This window comes from Salinibacillus xinjiangensis (genome assembly GCF_009649735.1).
In the GTDB taxonomy this organism is placed as follows: Bacteria; Bacillota; Bacilli; order Bacillales; family Alkalibacillaceae; genus Salinibacillus; species Salinibacillus xinjiangensis.
The window spans coordinates 73244-93672 of sequence record NZ_WJNH01000010.1 but is presented as its reverse complement, the minus strand read 5'-3'; the positions used below and the strand labels follow the sequence as shown (position 1 = coordinate 93672).

Annotated in this window: 21 protein-coding genes; 13 read left to right on the top strand and 8 right to left on the bottom strand. The window is 36.7% G+C overall.

Annotated features, from left to right (window positions below):
• Positions 1-202: 202 nt before the first annotated feature.
• The 4 genes from GH754_RS15140 to GH754_RS15125 form a co-directional block, all read right to left on the bottom strand.
• Entirely contained in the window at positions 203-1462 is a 1260-nt protein-coding gene (locus GH754_RS15140) for an MFS transporter (protein ID WP_194841375.1), read from the bottom strand.
• Positions 1455-2069, bottom strand: coding sequence for an ArsR/SmtB family transcription factor (locus GH754_RS15135; protein WP_323742050.1), 615 nt, complete (start codon positions 2067-2069; stop codon positions 1455-1457). The genes GH754_RS15140 and GH754_RS15135 overlap by 8 nt, the downstream gene beginning before the upstream one ends.
• A gap of 685 nt (positions 2070-2754) precedes the next feature.
• Entirely contained in the window at positions 2755-2916 is a 162-nt protein-coding gene (locus GH754_RS15130) for a hypothetical protein (RefSeq protein ID WP_153729524.1), read from the bottom strand.
• A 217-nt stretch (positions 2917-3133) separates the two neighbouring features.
• Positions 3134-3571: an Rrf2 family transcriptional regulator gene (locus GH754_RS15125; protein WP_153729523.1), complete on the bottom strand. Its 438-nt coding sequence runs from the start codon at positions 3569-3571 to the stop codon at positions 3134-3136.
• Between the two features lie 193 nt (positions 3572-3764).
• On the opposite strand from GH754_RS15125, the gene GH754_RS15120 reads away from it, so the two are divergent.
• Positions 3765-4628, top strand: coding sequence for an SDR family oxidoreductase (locus GH754_RS15120; RefSeq protein ID WP_153729522.1), 864 nt, complete (start codon positions 3765-3767; stop codon positions 4626-4628).
• Positions 4629-5500: 872 nt separating this feature from the next.
• Positions 5501-5881 carry a winged helix-turn-helix transcriptional regulator gene (locus GH754_RS15115; RefSeq protein WP_153729521.1) on the top strand — a complete coding sequence of 127 codons (381 nt, stop codon included), beginning with the start codon at positions 5501-5503 and terminating at the stop codon, positions 5879-5881.
• A gap of 67 nt (positions 5882-5948) precedes the next feature.
• Here GH754_RS15115 and GH754_RS15110 read toward each other — a convergent pair whose 3' ends face one another.
• Complete coding sequence (locus GH754_RS15110; RefSeq protein WP_153729520.1) at positions 5949-6458, bottom strand: type 1 glutamine amidotransferase domain-containing protein; 510 nt, start codon at positions 6456-6458, stop codon at positions 5949-5951.
• A gap of 363 nt (positions 6459-6821) precedes the next feature.
• Between GH754_RS15110 and GH754_RS15105 the strand changes: the two genes are divergently transcribed.
• From GH754_RS15105 to GH754_RS19490, 3 genes are all read left to right on the top strand, one after another.
• Complete coding sequence (locus GH754_RS15105) at positions 6822-8243, top strand: hypothetical protein (RefSeq protein WP_153729519.1); 1422 nt, start codon at positions 6822-6824, stop codon at positions 8241-8243.
• A gap of 303 nt (positions 8244-8546) precedes the next feature.
• Complete coding sequence (locus tag GH754_RS15100; protein WP_323742055.1) at positions 8547-9086, top strand: GNAT family N-acetyltransferase; 540 nt, start codon at positions 8547-8549, stop codon at positions 9084-9086.
• A gap of 223 nt (positions 9087-9309) precedes the next feature.
• Positions 9310-9996, top strand: a complete 687-nt coding sequence (locus tag GH754_RS19490) for a hypothetical protein (RefSeq protein WP_194841374.1) — start codon at positions 9310-9312, stop codon at positions 9994-9996.
• 819 nt (positions 9997-10815) lie between these two features.
• Here the strand turns inward: GH754_RS19490 and GH754_RS15090 are convergent.
• Positions 10816-11685, bottom strand: coding sequence for a helix-turn-helix domain-containing protein (locus GH754_RS15090; protein WP_153729517.1), 870 nt, complete (start codon positions 11683-11685; stop codon positions 10816-10818).
• Between the two features lie 132 nt (positions 11686-11817).
• Between GH754_RS15090 and GH754_RS15085 the strand changes: the two genes are divergently transcribed.
• Positions 11818-12483, top strand: a complete 666-nt coding sequence (locus GH754_RS15085; protein WP_153729516.1) for a hypothetical protein — start codon at positions 11818-11820, stop codon at positions 12481-12483.
• Between the two features lie 320 nt (positions 12484-12803).
• Here the strand turns inward: GH754_RS15085 and GH754_RS15080 are convergent, their stop codons facing one another.
• Complete coding sequence (locus GH754_RS15080; protein WP_153729515.1) at positions 12804-13418, bottom strand: flavin reductase family protein; 615 nt, start codon at positions 13416-13418, stop codon at positions 12804-12806.
• Between the two features lie 228 nt (positions 13419-13646).
• Between GH754_RS15080 and GH754_RS15075 the strand changes: the two genes are divergently transcribed.
• From GH754_RS15075 to GH754_RS15065, 3 genes are all read left to right on the top strand, one after another.
• Positions 13647-14468, top strand: coding sequence for an alpha/beta fold hydrolase (locus tag GH754_RS15075; RefSeq protein ID WP_153729514.1), 822 nt, complete (start codon positions 13647-13649; stop codon positions 14466-14468).
• A 538-nt stretch (positions 14469-15006) separates the two neighbouring features.
• On the top strand, positions 15007-15441 hold the full coding sequence (locus tag GH754_RS15070; protein WP_153729513.1) for a YciI family protein: 435 nt from the start codon (positions 15007-15009) through the stop codon (positions 15439-15441).
• Positions 15438-16691 carry an RNA polymerase sigma factor gene (locus GH754_RS15065; RefSeq protein WP_323742049.1) on the top strand — a complete coding sequence of 418 codons (1254 nt, stop codon included), beginning with the start codon at positions 15438-15440 and terminating at the stop codon, positions 16689-16691. Before GH754_RS15070 ends, GH754_RS15065 begins: the two co-directional genes overlap by 4 nt.
• Before the next feature lie 405 nt (positions 16692-17096).
• Here GH754_RS15065 and GH754_RS15060 read toward each other — a convergent pair whose 3' ends face one another.
• Positions 17097-18356, bottom strand: coding sequence for a cysteine desulfurase-like protein (locus GH754_RS15060; RefSeq protein ID WP_153729512.1), 1260 nt, complete (start codon positions 18354-18356; stop codon positions 17097-17099).
• Positions 18357-18877: 521 nt separating this feature from the next.
• On the opposite strand from GH754_RS15060, the gene GH754_RS15055 reads away from it, so the two are divergent.
• The 4 genes from GH754_RS15055 (at position 18878) to GH754_RS15040 (ending at position 20428) form a co-directional block, all read left to right on the top strand.
• Positions 18878-19096: a hypothetical protein gene (locus GH754_RS15055; protein WP_153729511.1), complete on the top strand. Its 219-nt coding sequence runs from the start codon at positions 18878-18880 to the stop codon at positions 19094-19096.
• 81 nt (positions 19097-19177) lie between these two features.
• On the top strand, positions 19178-19537 hold the full coding sequence (locus tag GH754_RS15050; protein WP_194841373.1) for a DnaD domain-containing protein: 360 nt from the start codon (positions 19178-19180) through the stop codon (positions 19535-19537).
• Positions 19538-19561: 24 nt separating this feature from the next.
• Positions 19562-19741: a hypothetical protein gene (locus GH754_RS15045; RefSeq protein ID WP_153729509.1), complete on the top strand. Its 180-nt coding sequence runs from the start codon at positions 19562-19564 to the stop codon at positions 19739-19741.
• A gap of 138 nt (positions 19742-19879) precedes the next feature.
• Complete coding sequence (locus GH754_RS15040; protein WP_153729508.1) at positions 19880-20428, top strand: DnaB-like helicase N-terminal domain-containing protein; 549 nt, start codon at positions 19880-19882, stop codon at positions 20426-20428.
• The last annotated feature ends 1 nt before the right edge of the window (position 20429 follow it).

The following is a 20429-nucleotide window of genomic DNA, read 5'->3' as shown; positions in this document are numbered from 1 at the left end:
TAGACTATTACTGTGCAACAAATAACTTTGTATATGAAATAATGTGCTTGAAGTAAAAAGTTTTTTTATCGGGCGGGTTATCAACAGTCGGGCCAGTTAACGGAATAATTTTTCGTGAAAATAACAGAGGTTTTATATAGCTTAATTACCCCGAAAACCATACGCTAAGTAATTTTTCGGGGTTAACTGAACCATCATTTCATTAGGCTTCGTTAATAGTTTGTTTGGATTTAGAAGCTCGTTCATATGTTCGGTTAGCTTTTATTAACACATAACACTGAAATGCAGTTACAACCATCAATAGCAGAAGGAGATAATTAACACCTACATGCGTTAATAGTAATCCTCCGAACCAAGGGCCTATGGCATAAGCAAGATTTCCGCCAGCATAGATGATGGAGAAATAAGTTGCTTTTAAATGACGTGGAGCACTTCTGGCCATGATGGCCTGCTTTTTGGGTGCTATAATAATTTCCCCAAGAGTAATAAGTGCAAATGCGAAATACCATGACCATGTTTGGCTATATAGAAAAAGCAAAGATAAAAATCCAACGAAGTATAAACCATTTCCGAATATAAACGCTGCATTATTGTTCATACGATCAATGTACTGAGCCATGATTGGCTGAACTATCACAATAATCCCCGTCATCATGGAGACTAGTGTTCCGAAAATTTGTACCCCATTCTCAAAAGAACCATTTAAAAATTGAGCGAAATTGGTATCATCCTGAGCTTCAATAAAATAAATTAGAAAAGAACTTATGGTCATTAATATTAATGTACGATCCTTAAATAACTGTTTGTAAATAGAGCCTTTAACATCCATATCTTTTTTCTCTTCGATGTTGTTTCGATCTTGTAAGATAGCTTTCGTTTTTCTGAATAAAAAAAACATTATTCCGGCAATTAATAGTAATACAAAAGCAAAAAGTCCTATTGGTATCTCATAATTTCCGCCTCCAATAATAAGTACGCCGATTAGCGGCCCCAGAGCACCCCCCAAGTTAATCCCCCAGTAATTATAGCTGAATATCTTCTCTGTATGAGATCCTGGTGCATGTATAGCTAGAATGGCATTGCTGGTCGCGTTATAAATTGCCCACCCTATTCCTGCAAATACGGAAAAAACTGCTATGGCATAATAGTTTGGAACAGTTATATAACCCACTAGACTAACTGCGGGTACAATCAAAGCAACCGAGTACATGCGGTGAACCCCGAATTTATCTCCCAGTCTTCCTCCAAGAATGCTGAAAATCAATGAGCTTAGCGGGGAGATCCCAATCAATATCCCGACCTCTGAAGGATTAAGATTCAATTTTTCGTTGAAATAGATGGCCATAAATGGCATTGCCATAAAACGTGTAATATTAAATACAACGTTTGACAACAGCATTGCCCAAACTAATACAGTAAACTGTTGAAAAACCTTTTTTATTTTCGTTTGCCATTTAATCATGCTTATCATCTTCGTCTTCATTAGACTTGAAAAAAGGGTCCTTCATTTGAAATCCAAAGGTGGATACGTAATACCATTTACTGTCTTTTCCTTTGTCTGTCATTTCCTGAAGTTCCTCTAATAATTTTTGATACTTTGTAACCCAATGTCTAAACTTTTCTTCGGTTGTTTGTACTTCTAATTGACTGGCTATCTTATCCCAATCTTTAGGATCTTCAGAATCAGTAATGAAAGCGTCATCTGGAGCTTCCATGGCACGTTCTTTGGTGCGGTCTAATGCAGTAAGCGTCATAATCCTTCCACTTTCACTTTGAGTGGTTTGATAAGGCAGCAAATCTTTTGCTGGGATAAAACTTCTTGCTACTGCTTTATAGAGTTTTTCAGTCATATTTCGTTTCTTTGACTCACTAACTAAATAGATTAAATTGTTCTTTTCAAGGTCTTTTAAATGATAATGAATTTTTGGCCTGGGTACATCCAATAACCGAGATAATTGTTGTCCAGAATAAGATTTTTCAATTAATAAATGTAGTATTTTTACACGTAATGGATCACTCAGCGCTTTCAGTTGCTCCAGTTGTGTAAGAATAAGTACGCTCTGCTTCACATTTAGTCCACCTTTTTTGACTAGTCATTTTTATTTGACATGAGTATATCGATAATTTGTGTTATTGTCAATTAATTTTGACAAGATAAAGTTATTCTACATAAAGCAGAAATTTATCCCACGTTACCTTTCTGGGGTAATTATGGTGAAAAGACGATTAAATTTGGTAAACTTAAAATTAAGAGTCATACTTTTTATGAACATGTTGTAACAATTCTCCGCAAGGGGGGCTAATGTTGAATAAGTAAGACGGAAAAACACAGTTCTACTTATTGCGCAGTACAACCATACATGTAATTAAACAATCTAATGAGGAGAGGCGGAGAGGCGGTCACTTTTCAGGTGATCGTTTTTTCGTATTAGACTCTTACTGTGCAACTAAGGTTACGGTTATGTAAGAATACATGTAAGTATAAGGTATATGTGGAATATAAGTGGCTATAATATCAAATGTTTAAACTTACTAGCAGTAGGAGAAGTTAAAAGTGATAATAGGAATTATAAATGGTAGTACACGTCCGGGTCGTAATTCAGAATAGGTTGCAAAGTGGGTTTATGACCTTGCTCAACAAAGAAATAATGAAGCTATTCCTCCATCAATGGATCAATATTAAAAAGAACAAACAAAAAAATGGGCTGAAAAAATAGGATTATTTGATGGATTTATTTTTGTCATCAAGAACCTTTATTTAACTGCTTTTAAAGCTTTACTCCATAAGAGAACTTGGTCAAACATATTATTAACTGCATCTAAATGATGGTCGCCTGGATTAAATTCACTGAAGTTTTCAAAGTCGGTGAATAAAGATAGTCCTACCAGTGAACGAACATCAGTCACTTGTAGCATGGTTGTACTCAGGAGTTAATTTTCAATCCTTGAGGTTAAACACAGAGGAACCATGTCTTCTGTGTGTTTCTTTGCAAGATGGTTGTTAGGAAACAGGGAATTTTAGGGATTTACCGTATACTACGAATTAACTAAGAAAAAACCAAGATCCAGTTTCATTAACTGGATCTTGGTTTTTTTATGGGTCCTGTGCACCGTTGGATTATTTGTGAGCTAATTAACATTCTGTATTTTCTTTTTTAGCAATATCTTTCATAACATCTTCAAGTGTTATATTTCCTAACACTTTCTCCATCGCTAGTTGAGCTGAAACGAATAATGGCTCAATGGCTTGCTGTATATTTTTACCGATGGGGCACTTTGGATTGGGTGTGTCATGCATGCTAAATAGTTCATTTTCTTTTACAACATTAACGGCCTTGTACACGTCAAGTAAAGAAATGTCAGATAATTCTTTCGCGAGTTTTGCTCCAGCAACACCAGGCCTTACTTCGATTAATTCTGCTTTTTTTAGCATTGCCATTATTTTTCTAATCACGGCTGGGTTCGTATTTACACTGGCAGCCAAGTATTCTGAAGATCTTGCTTCCTCTTTATTAAAATCAATTAAAGTTAGTATGTGTATTCCTACTGAAAATCGGCTACTGATTGACAATTCAGCCACCATCCTATAATGATTCTTATTAAAAGCTAATCTTATCGTGTAATTAATTTGATTACAAGTATATTGTATCAAATAAAACAAAATATATATAACATCTTAATCTGTTGACATTTTACCATCCTGTAACTAAAATGATTACATGTAATCAAAAAAGTTACAGGAATTCAAGAATGGAGGATATATAATGAAATTAATAGTTACAGGAGCAACGGGGAAACTAGGTTCAAAGATAGTAGATAAATTATTAAAAAATGTACCGGTTGACCAATTAGTAGTTAGTGTCCGTAATCCAGAAAAAGCAGCAGAATTACGCGCACAAGGAATCGAAGTTAGGCAAGGGGATTTTGATAATCCGGAATCATTAGATGCAGCATTTGCAGGTATTGACCGTCTATTAATCATTTCTGCCGATGGTGATAATGACACAAGAATAAAACAACACGCAAATGCTGTAGCAGCAGCTGAGCGTGCCGGAGTTAACTTTATTGCATACACAAGCATAGCTAATGCAACAGAGAGTAAAAACTTAATGGCTCCACCACATGTAGCAACAGAAGCAGCGATTGTGAAAACTGGAATTCCATACTCCTTCCTACGTAATAACTGGTATTTGGAAAATGAAACAGATAGCATTAAAGGGGTAATCGCAGGTGCCCCATGGATAACATCTGCTGGTGAAGGAAAAGTTGGTTGGGCGACTCAACTAGATTACGCAGAAGCTGCTGCAAAAGTTTTAGCAGAAGATGGCCACGATAATACGATTTATGAGCTTTCTGGTCCCCTTTATACACAAGGAGAATTAGTCCAAGTGCTTAGCGAGGTATTAGGTAAAGAAATTCCCGTCCAACAAGTGACAGATGATGAATATGCCGAGGTTATGAAACAAGTCGGACTTCCGGACTTTGTGATTCCAATTGTCGTTGGTATCCAAGAAAGTATACGAAACGGGTCCTTAGCTGTTGAAAGCAATGACTTTGCAAAAGTTCTTGGTAGACCTGTTACACCAATGAAAGAAGCTTTATCCCAATTGGTTAAGTCAGTTTCTTAAGTATTCCTGTGTATCAACTTAATAATTCGATTGATTATTAAAAATTATTAGTGACAAAATAGAATTTTTATTATCAGATCAAATCGTATGATTTGGTCTTTTTTTTGCAAGAAAACATTTTAAATTTCACAATAACTTGATAACAGGATCTTTACTGCGTAGTACAACCATATTATGCAATAAGAAATCTTCAACAATCTTCGCGATTGTTGAAGAGTAAGAGTGTTTTGTATCATTTACCCTCCAAGATAACTAGGGAAATAAATATTAATATTGTATCGGTCTTCATACATACTCTGTTACAAACAAGCTTTTAATAACTTGCTCTAGTAAAATGGGGGTCTGAATAAACGCACTTTGCTTATTTAGCCTTTCACTATTGTTAGAAAGAAAGACGAAAAACTACAGATTCTTTTTCTGAACAGTATAAATACCTAATAGCTGTCAACATTATTCAATAAAAACCTAATATATTTCATGCTATACTATAAAAGCGCATGCCAAATAACCTTTCTAAAAAGTAGTGCTGGAAAGTTTTGATATATCTATAGCTCAATGTAATCTAAAAGCAATATCCTGGAAATTCGATTTACTTTTTAGCAAGGTATCAATCCAATTGTAGATTTCGATGAATGGGAAGGCAATTATAAGAAAATTATTGATATAATTATATTTAACTATTTACTATTCGTTTTCAGATGATTGAAGAACATATTTATATAAAATATATATTTTAATAGAGTCATTAGCATCGTCATAAGAAGTGTCCCAACCAATTGACCAAGATAATCTCCATATTTGTTTTACGGCAATCCAAGACAATTTATGCAAAAAGTATTAAATTTAGACATAGGAGGGAGATTACGAACGTTATGTGTGAAACGTTAAGGGAAAATATAAAGCAGAAGTTGGAAAATGGTGATTATAACTGTGAGAAGGAATTAACATTATCGATTATTAGTGGAAAGTACAAAGTAGTGATTCTATGGCATCTTGGTGTAGAAGGTCCTCATCGGTTCAGTGATTTAGAACGCCTCTTTAATCATGTATCCCATAAGACATTATCTAATCAATTAAAAGAATTAATAGATGATGGGATTATAAGTCGAAAGGTTTATCCAGAAATGCCACCTAAAGTGGAGTACGATGTAACAGAGCTTGGAAAGACATTAGTGCCAATTGTGGAGATGATGTACGATTGGGGTAAAAAGAGAATTTCCCAATTGAAGGAAGAAGGAATAATAGGAAGTTAAGTTTTATTGTATGCAAAAATCACCAGTATGCTGTTACAGACAGCATACTGGTGATTTTATTAGATTCTTATTTTAGCAATTTTAATGATTCACGGTTGAAAGCAGGTAGGTCATCAGGTGTTCTACTTGTAACAAGGTTACCATCGACAACAACCTCTTCGTCCTTCACAATAGCCCCTGCATTCTCTAAGTCTTTTCTAACTGACACGAAGCTTGTTAATTCTTTCCCTTCTAATAAGTCAGTTTCTACTAAGAATTGAGGACCGTGGCAGATTGCGAATACTGGCTTTTCTTCTTCCATAAACGCTTTTGCGAATGCTCCATTTTTCGGGTTAATTCGGAGCAAGTCTGGAGAGAAGCCACCAGGAACTAATAACGCATCATAGTCATCCGCATTTACTTCATCAATTCCCTTATCTGCTTTTATTTCATCACCATTTTTACCTTTAATCATTTTTCCTGCTTCGTCACTAATAATTTCTACTGTATGACCAGCATCTTCATAGGCTTTAACTGGATCTGTTAATTCTATTTCTTCCACGATATCTGTAACGATAACTGCAACTTTTTTTGTCATATTATCTTCTCCCTTCTATGTTTCTATATAAATGGTATCCAACATTCATCGATTTGTGAAGAACGCACTTTTATGTACGGAGGTTACTTTGAGGTAACCTATCGAATCATGCTTTTGTCATAGTATAAAAGGAATATTTTTATGTTATAAAAAGTAAAAATGTGTTAATATAATATTACTTTTATTTTAGTAGCTTTCCCTAATACAGTAATTGGTAAAGTTTGAAGTGTGATTAGGGGAGGACCTTACATAAAGGTAAATACATCACAAGAATCAACTAGGGAGGTTTTACACAAATAAAATGGCCGAATGCTTAGTCTTAGTCAAAAATTAAAAGTACATAAAACCAGGGGGAAAACTACCATGAAAAACAGAATATTATTTTTACTATTCATCGCTTTCGTTGTTTTTATTTCCGCGTGTAGCAGCGAAAAGTCAAATACTGGCAGTGAAGAAAAGGATACTGAACAAAAATATCATGGATCTATTTATTACTTCAAAAAAAATGAAAGTGATTATTCACTTACTAACCTTGATCCCAACTCTTTAGAGGAAAAAACGATAGCAACAGTAGATAAGGAACTGTACAATCAGGATGGCGAATTACAATATTCTATTACTACATTAAAAGATCATGTTGTTTTTTATAACTATGAAAAAGAAAATTATATCGTAAAAGATCAAAAGCTAGAGCCTATAACGCTACCGAATGACAATATCGATGCGACAAAATGGTATAGTCTTGATAACCATTTTTACTTACTTGGTTCTGAAGATGATAAGACAGGATTATATATTTACAACCCAGATGATGGGAATTGGGAAACGGTTATGGAGCCGACAGAAGGTTTGAATATCTATTCCTCTGAAGGTGAAATTGTTTTTCTATATACGGAGGTAGAAGGGCAATACACCTTCTATGATGTAAATGGTGATCTTATCAAAACGGTTAATAATAGTTTTGCTATGAGTGTTAGCCCTGATGGCGAGAAAATTATTGTTCACCAAAAAGTAGATTATAATCAAACAACGGTTATCAATCTTAAGGACGAATCAGTCATCGAAAATATAGAGGGGTATTACCAGTATGTGGGTTCAAATCTATTATTCGGGTTTTCCCCAAATGATGATGGTGAATATACACTTGCAAGCTATGATCTTCAATTAGAAGAAAAGGAAAATCTATCTGATTTAACCGAAGAAATAACTGAAAATGGTTTACCTGATAGTTTTAATATGAATTTTGGAAGATTTGGAGATGAGATTTTATACATTATAAATGATAATACTGGTGAAACAAATCATTTGATTGGGCTTGTTAACCCGAATGATATGTCACTTGTAGCCAATTATCCAATGGAAGAGCCCACTAATATGCTAGAAAATCCTAATCCAAAGACGAATACCATCCCGTTTGCTTTTATTAGAAATGAAGACGGTACATCTAATCAGATACTTACTGTTACGAAAGAGGGTATCAATCATCTAGTTCATAACTGGACTGCAATTAGCACTAGACCGGATTATGGAACACTGACGATGAAAAAATATAGTAATCTCATTTTAGGGAATATAGATGGAAATGATGAATTGGCTGTCATAACTAATGACGGAAAGTTACACCATGTATTGGACTTAACTTACTATGATAGATCCTTTGATCCAACTGGAAGATATGCAGTTATTTCTGATGACGAGGATAATCTACAATTACTTGATATGAAGACTGCTGAGATCGAACAAATTGCTACGAATGCTGTCAATAATTATTGGTCATCGAATTAAAAGCTAAATATTATTTGTTGGAAGAAGGACTAGATGTCTCCTTCTCAACTTAGGTTATATAAAAAGCATTGGTGATAGTTTACCAATGCTTTTTTGTCCTTTGATTTCAAGGTGCCTGTCAACTCTTAAATCTGGTCAGTTAAATGTGTGAAAGTAATAAAATGGTTAGCACAACTGTGAGTATTCGTGGGTTTTGGGAAAATGAATGTGAAAGGCAACAGACATGTAATAGGACATTACTAGTGAAACTTATTTGAATTGTAATCGTAATATATATTAGATACTGAATTTTACAATAATTGAATATTTAGGAATAATAAGACAAATAGGTGTGTTTTAAGAAAAACGAGATTAGAGGATGCGGCAGATCTTTTAAAGGTTTTTGGAAATGATGAAGTAATGAAATATATCCCTCTTGAAACCTTTCAAACACTAGAAGATGCAGAAAGAGAAATACACTGGCATCACTCTATCTATAATCAAAGAAAGGGGGTACGATTCGGTATAATTGATAAGAAGACCAATAAACTGATAGGTACATGCGGCTTTGTAGATTATGATGATAAAAACAAAAGTGCTGAAATAGGATATGACCTTTCCATAGAATATTGGGGAAAAGGAATTATGACAGAGGTAGGGCGAGAGGTCATTCGTTTTGCTTTTGAAAAAATGGAGCTAAATAGAATTGAAGCAAAGTTTGATGCTCCGAATAAAGCTTCGAAAGGATTGCTAATTAAACTCGGATTTCAAAAAGAAGGCGTGTTAAGAGAGTATTTCTGGAATGAGCATAAACCAATTGACGTTGAGGTCTATTCCTTATTAAACAGGGAATTTAACAACTAGAAATTCTGAGTATAGGTTTTTAAAATCACTAATAGAGGATGTTCAAAAAGTCCGGTAAAAATGACAGGTCGAATTTCTTCGTTGGCTTGCTTTTCCGGTCCTCGCATCTAAAAGCATACGCTCTGGTTCTCAAAGCCACGCTGCCTCGAACTTCTCGGTGCTCTTTATCATCTTTTTTGAACACGCACTAATAGGAAAAATTTATAGGAAAGAGGTGTCAATATTGAATAGGATGTTTTCTTCGTCACAGACCATTGTTGGTATATTGGGGACATTACATACGGAAGATTTAAGAACTAATTACGACTATCCTCTAGAACTACTAGAGAAAAAAATATCGGATTTTAAACCTGATCTTATATGTGGGGAAGTAAGACCTGAGGACTGGGATCGATACATCTCAGATTCTGACTATACAGGTTATCTTGGTCCCAGTGAATATCGGGATTCCATCATTCCGTTATGTGAAAAGAATGGCATACAGTTTGTACCAGTAGATTGGTTTGAATGGGATCTTACAAATTTGTCTCATTTTCATGATTTTACGAAAGAAAAACAAGAAAGGTTAGAATTAGAGCTAAAAGAGAGATATAGGTTAATTTTCTCCATTGCACATAAAGGAAAAACTCCTTTTAATTGTCTAGAAGTGGATAATCATGTTAAGGCTAAACATGACTTGTTGAGCAAAATTAACCCAGAAGTTCAAAACTTAACATGGGTAGCAAGAAATCAGATTATGCTCCATAGAATATATGAGGCAATAAATTCGAATCAAAATAAACGAATATTATGCGTTGCTGGCTTTGAGCATAACTACTATTATTTCCAAAAGTTAAAAGAAAGAGTCGATATTCAAATATTGTACCCTTTAGATAAAAATATTTTATCCCCCGAAAATATGAATGAATAGATACACATCACCCATTGTACTGATTGGTAGTTTAAAAATAGTGGTGGAGTGAACAGGGATGAGAATACTCTCCCTCTATCCCCATTAACCAATTTTGGAAAGATGCTATTTACTGAGAAAATCCCAATATTGATGTTGACTTAGCAGGTTTTACATACTTGATGCTGCAATCTAGCGGGGAAGTTATGAAAAACGTAAAGCGTCCTATGAGGATGATTTCAACACACGTCTTGTGTGTTCATGCAATCATTCTCGAAGGGCGCCTTTTTAGTTAGCAGTATAAGTCATTAGCTGCGCAGTACAACGAAAGAGATTCCTTACTATCCCGATTGTGAAAGAGCTGGGACTAAGTTTTGTCCCAGCACGGTACGTAAGGAATCCTGATTAGAAGTAAATGGATTTGATAATCCTTGATTCTCTCCAGTTTTCCTCGATATTGTAGCGATGGAATAAGAATTACCACTTTTCCCCTAGGGCTCTACTTTTAACCCTTCTTGGACTAAACGAATCTTAAGTAATGGCGCTAATCCCTTAATTTATAGGTTCGCGTCTTTTTTATTATGTGGTTGTTCGATTAAAAAGACTGCGTAGCCAATCGATTCTAGGTAAGAAAAACCTTTGATAATTAGAATGTTTTCTGTGTTAAATAACTTCAAAATGGGCCTTTTCCAAAATAACTGGAAGGCATCTTTTTTGCGTTACAAAAAACTAACTTGTTTACGATTTACAGCAAGATTTGGAAAGTTTCTTTACGCTTGTGATGGTATCCTTTTTAGTAAAATAACAAATTGATTGACATGTATAGGAGGTAGTTAGACACTAATCAACGTCGTCACTGGAGAGTTTTTTGATTGGAACGAATATATGATAGGCAGAATCAAGGTTATGAATATCCTCAAACACTTGAATAAGTTCAATATCGGATTCCTCTGTTTCTTGCTTCGAGATCTTTAAAAATCTTGCAAAGTCAGTAATAAAGACATCTCCTATATCTAGTAGGTCACCAAAATATTTAAACTTAGTACAAAAAAATTGTTGAACATCTACTGTAAAATAATTTGGTTTACTGATTTTTAGGTTTTGTGGAATCCCGACTAGAGCCTTGAATTTTGTTGAGTTTGGCTGGCAATTGGAGTAGATGATATAACAAGAACTACTGATTGTTCCATCAATGCTGTCTACGAACATTCTCGAATAAGATCGAATTTTTTCTTTAAAATCACTTCTTGCTAAATCAACTTCAAATGCGATCCCACTTATTCGAGTTGTCTCAAAATTTGTTAGTGTAAAATCGGCCACGATATCCCCATTGATGTTTTTAATTGGTCTTTTAATTACGGGAGGAATTTCTTCTAGGGTTATGGTCTTTCCATTTTTTCTTAGAGAGCTTGGGGAGATACCATATTGGCTTTTAAAAGCGCGGGTGAAGGACGATGGAGTTCCAAAGTTTAGTTGATACGCAATTTCTGTTAATGATAAGTTTTCGTTTTGAATGTAATGAACAGATGCATTTAATCTTCTTGATAAAGTGTATTGATTTAATGAACAGCCCATTATTGTAGAAAAAAGTCTATGAAAATAGTATTTAGACATATTGAAGTAATTTGAAACAGACTCCAAAGATAATGTTTGTTGCAAATTGTTTTCAATATACAATAAAGATTTTTCAATTACTTTATAATGTTCCATCTCGTCACCTACTTTCAAACATTTATTTAACTCTTGCATATTTAACTTACTATAGGACGTTTGATTCCGCAATAACTAGGTTTGTTTATAAAATTTGCATTTACTTTAAGCGTAAAAATTGGAGGGAATCACATGAATAATACAAATGAAAAAAAGCGAAGAATTACAGGAAAGAGTTTAATGCAATGGGCAGGTCTTTTTGCAATCTTGGCGGGGTTTTTATATATATGTATTCAGTTTATTCACCCAGAGGATCATATATCGTCTGTCAATACAAGCTTATGGGTTGTCGTTGCATGTACTACTAGCATTATGTCTCTTTTCAGTCTGATAGGAATTACAGGAATCTATACGAGACTAGCGGAAGAAACAGACTGGCTTGGGCTGATTGGTTTTATTTTATTTAGTTTATTTTGGTTAATTTCTATGAATTTTAGTTTTATCGAGGCTTTTGTTTTGCCGTTGCTTACAACTGATGCTCCAAATTTTGTAGAGGGAATGGTTGGGATCTTTGGTGGAACCACAAGCACAGTGAATCTTGGTGTTTTCCCATTATTAGCACCAATTGCGGCGATTCTGTATTCTCTTGGTGGACTCTTGTTTGGAATCGCAACTTTTCGTGCGGGAATCTTCCCACGCATGGCAGGTGCTTTACTATCCTTCGCAGCAGTGGTCACCTTTGCTTCCGCCGTAATTCCTCATCCATTCGATAGGATATTGGCAGTACCGATGGGATTAGCTCTTATTTGGTTGGGTTATGCTCATTGGTCAGAACGTAGGATAATCAGTGCTGATTGATTTTTATACCTTCTCTTAATAATCTGTACTTAACCCATTTTATCATTCAAAAAATATAAATTTAGTTTTATAGAAGATTATTTTGGTTGAACAAGAACTGTAATTATAAACAGAATCTTTAACTATTCAGTACAACGATACTGTTGAAAATTACGGAGACGATTACTATTAATTAGTAATCGTCTCTTCTTCGTATTTGACTCTTACTGTTCAGCACAGACTTTCATTTTTAATTCACTGTTTTATTATCGAAAATTCATTCGTGAACAATTCTATTTACATAAAGTGAAGTCGGGATTTTTTTATATAATGCTTAAAAATTACTCAATTACTTTTGTTGGATCAAATTTACGCTCGAGTTCAAAACGTTCATGAATTCTTCCATATTCTCTTCCTGCTAAACGAGCCAATGGCTGTAGTTTTTCAATATCTATTTTATAGTCACTCAAATAAACCTGATCATCAACACTGAAATGAACGACTTCTCCTAAAATCATAAAACTCTTTCCAACTTTAATAATTCGATCTAGCTTACATTCCAAATGAGCAAGTGATTCTTTTACTGCATCACAATTTATGGTTTGTGCAGCAATAGGCGTTAACCCTACTTCATCAAATTCAGATACTTCTTTTTTAAAATCTGCAGCTGAATTGTGCATCTTTTGCGCCATTTTTTCAGAGACGATATTTATGACAAATTCTGTATGAGTCTCTATGTTAGCAATTGTATCTTTTTTCTCCCCCTTCCGTTTATCAGCAGAAAACATCACGGTAGGTGGCTCATTGGCAACGACGTTAAAAAAACTAAAAGGTGCAACGTTAGATCGTCCTTGAGCATCTTTACTTGAAACCAATGCTATCGGTCGTGGAACCACAAGACCTGATAATAGCTTATAGGTATCCTTGGCTGAACAATTCCTGCTATGTATTTCCAATATAATCACCTCTTCATATTTACTAATCTTACATATGCTAACACAGCAGATCTTTTTTTGTAACTAGCATGTTATCTGCTATAAGTAATATTTGATAATTCTTTATTAACAGTATTTAATCTATCTTTGAATGTAAAGGTTAGTTAGTAGCAGTCGAGTTCAAGTATTAAAAATGAATAATTGAGTAAGCTAAAGAAGTCAACTAAAAATATTGAGGTGAGTTCTTTAATGCAGATAACTGAAAACATTGTACAAGCAGGAAAATACAAAATGTTTTATCGATCAGCAGGCACTGGAGATCAAACTATTTTATTATTGCATGGTATACCAACAAATTCTTTTCTATGGGTTCATGTCATCCCACAACTTGCACAAAACTATACTGTGATTGCTCCAGATTTAGTTGGCTATGGGGCTTCTGACCGTTCTACTAACGATGAATTAACTTTACCAATGCAAGCAAATCATATTGTCACACTTTTAGATGCACTAGGCATTCAATCTGTTCATGTGGTCGGTCATGACTTAGGTGGAGGGATTGCTCAAATATTGGCAGTAAATTACACTGAGAGAATTGAGAGCTTTATGGTGGTTGACGGGGTTGCCTTCAGTAACTGGCCACTTCCAAAAGTAGTAGCACTTCGTTATCCTACAGCGCCTGAATTTGAACCGTCCTTATATTTTATAGAAAAGATGTTAAGGGAAGGGCTTTTCCATCAAGAATTATTGACCCCTGAACTATTAAATGCATTTTTACAGCCGTTTAATCATCCCACCGGTCCTCAAGAATTATTAGAAGCATCTCTTGCATTAAATCATCATCAAACTGAAGATATAGTACCTGGTCTACAAAAGTTAAATAAACCAGCTACCTTTTTATATGGCCAATATGACCGTTATCTTCCACCTTATTGGGGGAATCGCTTAAAGGAAACAGTACCAAACTCCACTTTTAATATCTTACCGGAATGCAGTCATTATTCGATGCTTGATAATCCGTTACTCGTTTCACAGGAAATCATGAATCATATAAATAAGATATTAGCTTAATTTTTTTGCTAAAGTCTAGGTTAAAGTTTTAAAAAAAGCCGAAATATATCAGGGCCTTTTACTGCACAGTATAACGATACTATGCAATCTTGATTGGCTGCCAATAACAACGACACATTCCTTAAATATTTTTAAAAAACGTGTTCGGCTTATTACAAAATCTGGCAAAGTATTAAAGGTTAAAAAGAAAGAGGATTGAATCAGTTTCTTATATTTCAAACTTATGGGCTATTTTGAAGAAAGACGATTATGCTTAGCATAATCGTCTTTCTTCTTGAATAAATAATACTCCTAGCAGGATACGAAACTATTTTCTAGTCATCAATATCTACCAGTTCTTTATTTGTGATGCAGAACCTATATGGAGAAAAGGATATTACCTTCTGCCGGCGAAATTGTTAAGGAGAATGGAAAGTTTTTTTATCATTGCTGTCAATTTAGTCAAGGTTAGTTCGTCGTATAAGTAGAAGTGGAAAATCCGAAATGGTTGGCTGTCGGGATTCGAAGCTTCCCAAAATAAAGTAGGAGGTAAGCGCATATGAGATTTATGATCATTGTTAAAGCTACAACAGATTCAGAAAAGAGGGTTATGCCGAGTGAGGAGCTATATGGTGCCATGCAAAGGTATCACGAAGAATTAGCGAAAGCTGGTGTTTTAATCGATAGGTCTGGACTACAGCCAAGCTCAAGTGGAATTAGAATCTCCTATCCAGAGCCTGGAGGAAAGCCAAAGGTGATAGACGGTCCATTTACTGAGGCGAAAGAATTAATTGCGGGATATACACTAATTGAAGTTAAATCGAGGGAAGAAGCAATTGAATGGGCACATCGTTATCCGGATCCTCATGGATTTGGACAAGGGGAGATTGAGCTAAGGCCGTTATATGAAGCGGAGGACCTTACGATGAATCCAGAATTGCTCGAAAAAGATGCAGAACTTAACAAGCAGTTAGAGGATCCGAAAAAAGAGTGAGTTCAATCGATACACATCGAACCATTGATACGATATGGCGAATGGAGTCGGCGAAACTAATCGCCAGTTTAACCCGAATTTTACGGGACGTGGGTGACGCAGAGGATCTAGCCCAAGAAGCTTTGGTAATTGCCCTAGAACGTTGGCCGAAGATTGGCATTCCAGACAATCCTGGTGCTTGGTTGATGACAACTGCGAAGCGGCGTGCAGTCGATTTAATACGCAGGAGGAAGGTGCGTGATCAGAAATACGTAGAAATAGCTCATGGTATGGATCTATATAAAGAGGATCATGTAGATGATGCTTTGAATGGGGAGATTGATGACGACCTCCTTCGTCTAATCTTTATGACCTGCCACCCAGTATTATCACAGGATGCTAGAGTTGCTTTAACGCTTCGTCTGCTATGCGGAATTACTACAAATGAAATCGCACGTTCTTTCCTTGTCGCTGAATCAACAATTGCCCAGCGGGTGGTACGGGCTAAAAGAATTCTTAGGTCCAAGAAGGTTGCTTTTGAGGTACTTACAGGCAAACAACGTAAAGAACGTTTGTCTGATGTACTCGAGGTAATTTATTTGATGTTCAATGAAGGGTATTCAGCAACCTCTGGGGATCAATGGATTCGACCGCTACTATGTCAGGAGGCATTAAGACTAGGACGCGTCCTTTCCGAGGTCACTCCAAATGAGCCAGAGGTTTACGGCCTTGTTGCCTTAATGGAAATTCAATCTTCGCGCCTTAAAACTCGGATTGGCCCTAAAGGGGAACCCGTACTTCTGATGGATCAAAACCGCGCTAATTGGGATAGATTGCTGATTCGTCGTGGACTGGCAGCACTTAAATACAGCAAGAAGCTTGATAGCACACTCGGACCTTACGCGTTGCAGGCTGCAATTTCTGCTTGTCATGCAGAAGCTCCTACTGCAGCAGAGACAGATTGGATCCGTATCGCTGCCCTTTACGAAGCACTGTCCAGGGTAGCTCCATCGCCAATAGTCGAATTAAATCGGGCTGTTGCCATATCAATGGCATTTGGTCCCTCATTTGGTCTACAGATTGTCGACAAGTTGAGTGCCGAACCTTCCCTAAAGGGATACCATCTACTGCATAGCGTTCGCGGGGATCTTTTAGTCAAGCTGGGACGTTTCGATGAAGCACGTACAGAATTTGAACGATCGGCAGCAATGACCCAGAATGCCCGTGAAAAGATGCTTTTACGAAACCGGGCAAATGAATGTGAGTCCTGAAGCATCAAAATATTAATTTTTATAAACGTTTTATAAATTAGGCGTAAGTCAATTAGGCTTACGTTTCTTATTTGTGTAACAAGTACGATAAAGGTAATAGTCCTTACATGTTTCCTTATATTTTCGATACTTTTTAAAGTGCCTGTATCTTTTATGCTTGTAGGATATTTCATCTATTTATTGATTAGTTACTTGCTCTTTTATGAAGTAAAAGTAAAGATTGTAGTGGCATATATATTGTTGATTGTTTTTACAATTTGGTGTGATTATTACTATTAGTTTTCTATTATCTTTTCATATAAGACATAATAAAAATAGAGTTATTTGTTGCACCAACCATTCTATGCAATAAAAAAATCTTCAACAATCTACCGCGATTGTTGAAGATTAAGATTGTTTTGCCCTTTAAAGTGAGCTAGATTCCTCCTCAACTATCCTTGCCAAATACCGCTCCATCCCCTCCTTAAATAGCTCCACTTCATCAACCGTGTTATACGGAGCAAGACCAATACGTATCCACCCATCGCTTGGATACACTTGTAATTTTTCCGCCATTGTAGATGCGTAAAAGTCCCCATCTGCAATGCACATCCGATATTGCTCGAAAAACCACTTGGTGACGTCTCTTGAATGATGATTTTTTAATGTGAAAGCTAGTGTTGGCGTTCTTGTTGTGTTGTCTGGAGCACGATAAAGGGTAATGTCTGGGTGGGCTTGTAAATATTCTTCGAGTTCTAATGCTAGCTTGTCCTCATATTCTTGAATGGCTTCTACACCCGAAACAATCCGGTCGCGTCTCGTTTCTCCACTGCCAAGCTGTTCTAAAAATTGAATCGCGCCAAATAATCCCGCAATCCCCTCATGATTTTGTGTTCCAGTTTCGAGTTTAAATGGAATTTCAGCTGGAGCTGGTTTTAATTTATAAATCGGTAGTTCTTTGAACAGATTTTCACGAATAACGGCAATGCCTACATGTGGACCAAAAAATTTATAGGCTGAGCACAATAATACATCTGCTTCCAATGCCTGAAAATCGATCGGAATATGTGGTACAGCGTGGACGGCATCAAGTATGGTTACGGCATTCACCTGTATGGCGCGTTGAATGACGGTCTCCACATCATTGACCGTTCCTGTTACATTGGAGGACATCCCTACGGCTACTAGTTTCGTATTTTCGGTAATGACATGGTCAATTTCATCTAAATCTAGTGTATAGGTTTCAGGGTCAAGCCTTATAAAACGAACCTTTGCCCCTTTCTCCTCGGCAATGGATAGCCATGGGTCAACATTGGCACGATGATCCAACTCGGTTAAGACAATTTCGTCCCCTTCTGTAATCGAGGAGGCAAGGGCTCTGGATAGGGAAAAAGCAAGGGTGGTCATATTTGGGCCAAACGCTACCTCGTTTGGCTTACAAGCAATCAAATCAGCAACAGCACTTCTGGTTTCATCGAGTAAATCATCTGTTTCCACGCTGGTTACAAACGTTCCATGCAGATTTGCCATCCCATTGGAAATATAATGAAACATGGCATTTGCCGCATCGTCCACCATTTGTGTCCCGCCTGGCCCATCGAAATAAACCATGGTAGCATTTCCAACGGTTCGCTTTAGTGCAGGGAATTTTGAACGTACATGGTCAATGGGGAATTGTTTAGTCATATGGATCATCCTTTCTGGTGATACAGTTAATTGTTCTTTATATTATCATTATTCTGTATATTCTAGCAATCAAAATTAATGCGTATAACTCGGCATCATTCGGGTTTTGTTCTTAAGTGCACCAAAATACTTGAACGTATCGAAAACCATGAACATGTTTTTTGTGAAGAAGATTATGTATGAAAGCTACAAAAGTAAATACACAAATAAGTCAAACACGTGAAAATTTATGAGTCCATTTTTCGTGTGTATTTTTATATACAATTCTTACTGTCGCTCACATTGTAGTCCACTATGAACCACAATCTGGACCACAAATAGGCCCACAATCCGGCCCCTTTATTTAAACAAAACAAAAACAGAAACAAAACAAAATATCATACAGACGACAGCCTAGAAATTTTCCCCATCACGGTTTAATTTTTTCCAAAACATAGACACCAAATCACTCCTTTTCACGATTATAAAAGTAGAAAGGATATTTGACCTATTCTAATCCAAATCGAAAAGAGGAGTTTTCTATGAATCAACTAACAGAACAAAGCGCATTTCGGGATTGGTTATTGACTCACAATCTATCAAACAGTGCGATCCTACTATGGCATACCCTCGTAATCATCAAATGGAATGCAGGTAGCCAGGGGGAATTTGGAGCGCCAAATCCTGTGGTTCAGCAGTTGTCGGGGCTGTCAAAACAGAGTATATCTAACGCTAGAAATTTGTTATTGGAGCATCAATGAATTCGCTACCAACCAGGTAAAAAAGGACAGGCTCCTGTCTATGAATTGATTTCATTTTCGGACCAATCTGAGGACTCATCTTTGAATGTAGATCTTAAAGAAGAAAAAGAGACTTTAAAAGAGACTGTCAACAGACGTCAGGACGGACAGAACCCCTTCACCATTTTTGAACAAAACCTTGGTCAGCTAAGTCTCATTGCCAGAGAAAAACTGATGCAGTGGTGTGCGGAAATGGGAGATGAAATGGTGGTGGCAGCGATTAATTTGGCCATTCGGAATGGGGGAAAGACCTTCAACTACATCGATAAAATTTTGCTGGAATGGTCACGGGCGAAAATTGAGACGCTAGAGCAGCTAAAGACCCATGAAAAGAATCGAGAGCAGAGGAAACAGACTCATGACTTATTTTTCACAAGCCGATTCGAAAAAAGAGCTGTTTGATCGCTTGAGGAAGGAGAAGGAGTCATGACTTATGAGGAGGCCGTACAAATTTTAGAGAGTATCACCGAATTGTACCCAAAATTCACCATTACGGAGCAAAAGGCTCAGCTGCTAATTCCGATGCTTACGAAAATGAACTATCGCCAGGTGATGGCTGCTTGCGGACTATGTGGCGAGTCATCCTTTTCCGCCAACGATTGCTGATATTGCTGTGGTGCCGGCGGAGAGGAATGGGTATATCGAGCAGGTGAAGCGGTGGCGGGAAGAGGCGGCGAGGGTTTCGCCGAAGCGGAAGGCTGAGTTTCAAAAGCGGATGATGAAGCTTGTAATGGAGAAGGGCTCATGACGATTGCGAATTATGAGGCGGAAACGGCGGTACTGGGTTCGGTTTTAGTGGATGGGGCGTTGTTTAAGGACTTGGAGCTTACGCTTGATCACTTTTACCATGGGGAGCATGTGTTAATTTTTCGTGCGATGAAGCGGGCGGCTGATAAGGGGGAGTTCATTGATCTCGTCGTGGTGACGACGAATCTGGGGGATAACATTCAGGAGGTGGGTGGACCGTCCTATCTCTTGAAAATGGCGGAATCAATTGCGTCGACGAAGAATCTCAAGCATTACGAACGCTTGGTTTTGGAAGCCTACCGAGTTCGTAAAGCGCGGGAGGTGGCGCTTAAGTATCTCGAAAATCCAACCGATAAGGGAATCGAAACCTTGATTCAAAGCCACCAAACGTGCCAAACGAGTGAGGCGGATCAGCTGGAGAAATCGGTTTATCATCATTTGATAGAGTTATCGGATGATATGTTTTCCACCCATGAGCTGACAGGGTATTTATCAACCTATCCAACTCTAGACGACATGACAGGTGCTGGCAAAGAGGCGATTTAAT

Coding starts and splice junctions, on each gene's coding strand:
- GH754_RS15140 (WP_194841375.1), bottom strand. CDS start 1,462: ATGATTAAATGGCAAACGAAAATAAAAAAGGTTTTTCAACAGTTTACT.
- GH754_RS15130 (WP_153729524.1), bottom strand. CDS start 2,916: ATGCTACAAGTGACTGATGTTCGTTCACTGGTAGGACTATCTTTATTC.
- GH754_RS15120 (WP_153729522.1), top strand. CDS start 3,765: ATGAAATTAATAGTTACAGGAGCAACGGGGAAACTAGGTTCAAAGATA.
- GH754_RS15115 (WP_153729521.1), top strand. CDS start 5,501: ATGTGTGAAACGTTAAGGGAAAATATAAAGCAGAAGTTGGAAAATGGT.
- GH754_RS15110 (WP_153729520.1), bottom strand. CDS start 6,458: ATGACAAAAAAAGTTGCAGTTATCGTTACAGATATCGTGGAAGAAATA.
- GH754_RS15105 (WP_153729519.1), top strand. CDS start 6,822: ATGAAAAACAGAATATTATTTTTACTATTCATCGCTTTCGTTGTTTTT.
- GH754_RS15090 (WP_153729517.1), bottom strand. CDS start 11,685: ATGGAACATTATAAAGTAATTGAAAAATCTTTATTGTATATTGAAAAC.
- GH754_RS15085 (WP_153729516.1), top strand. CDS start 11,818: ATGAATAATACAAATGAAAAAAAGCGAAGAATTACAGGAAAGAGTTTA.
- GH754_RS15075 (WP_153729514.1), top strand. CDS start 13,647: ATGCAGATAACTGAAAACATTGTACAAGCAGGAAAATACAAAATGTTT.
- GH754_RS15070 (WP_153729513.1), top strand. CDS start 15,007: ATGAGATTTATGATCATTGTTAAAGCTACAACAGATTCAGAAAAGAGG.
- GH754_RS15060 (WP_153729512.1), bottom strand. CDS start 18,356: ATGACTAAACAATTCCCCATTGACCATGTACGTTCAAAATTCCCTGCA.
- GH754_RS15055 (WP_153729511.1), top strand. CDS start 18,878: ATGAATCAACTAACAGAACAAAGCGCATTTCGGGATTGGTTATTGACT.
- GH754_RS15045 (WP_153729509.1), top strand. CDS start 19,562: ATGACTTATGAGGAGGCCGTACAAATTTTAGAGAGTATCACCGAATTG.
- GH754_RS15040 (WP_153729508.1), top strand. CDS start 19,880: ATGACGATTGCGAATTATGAGGCGGAAACGGCGGTACTGGGTTCGGTT.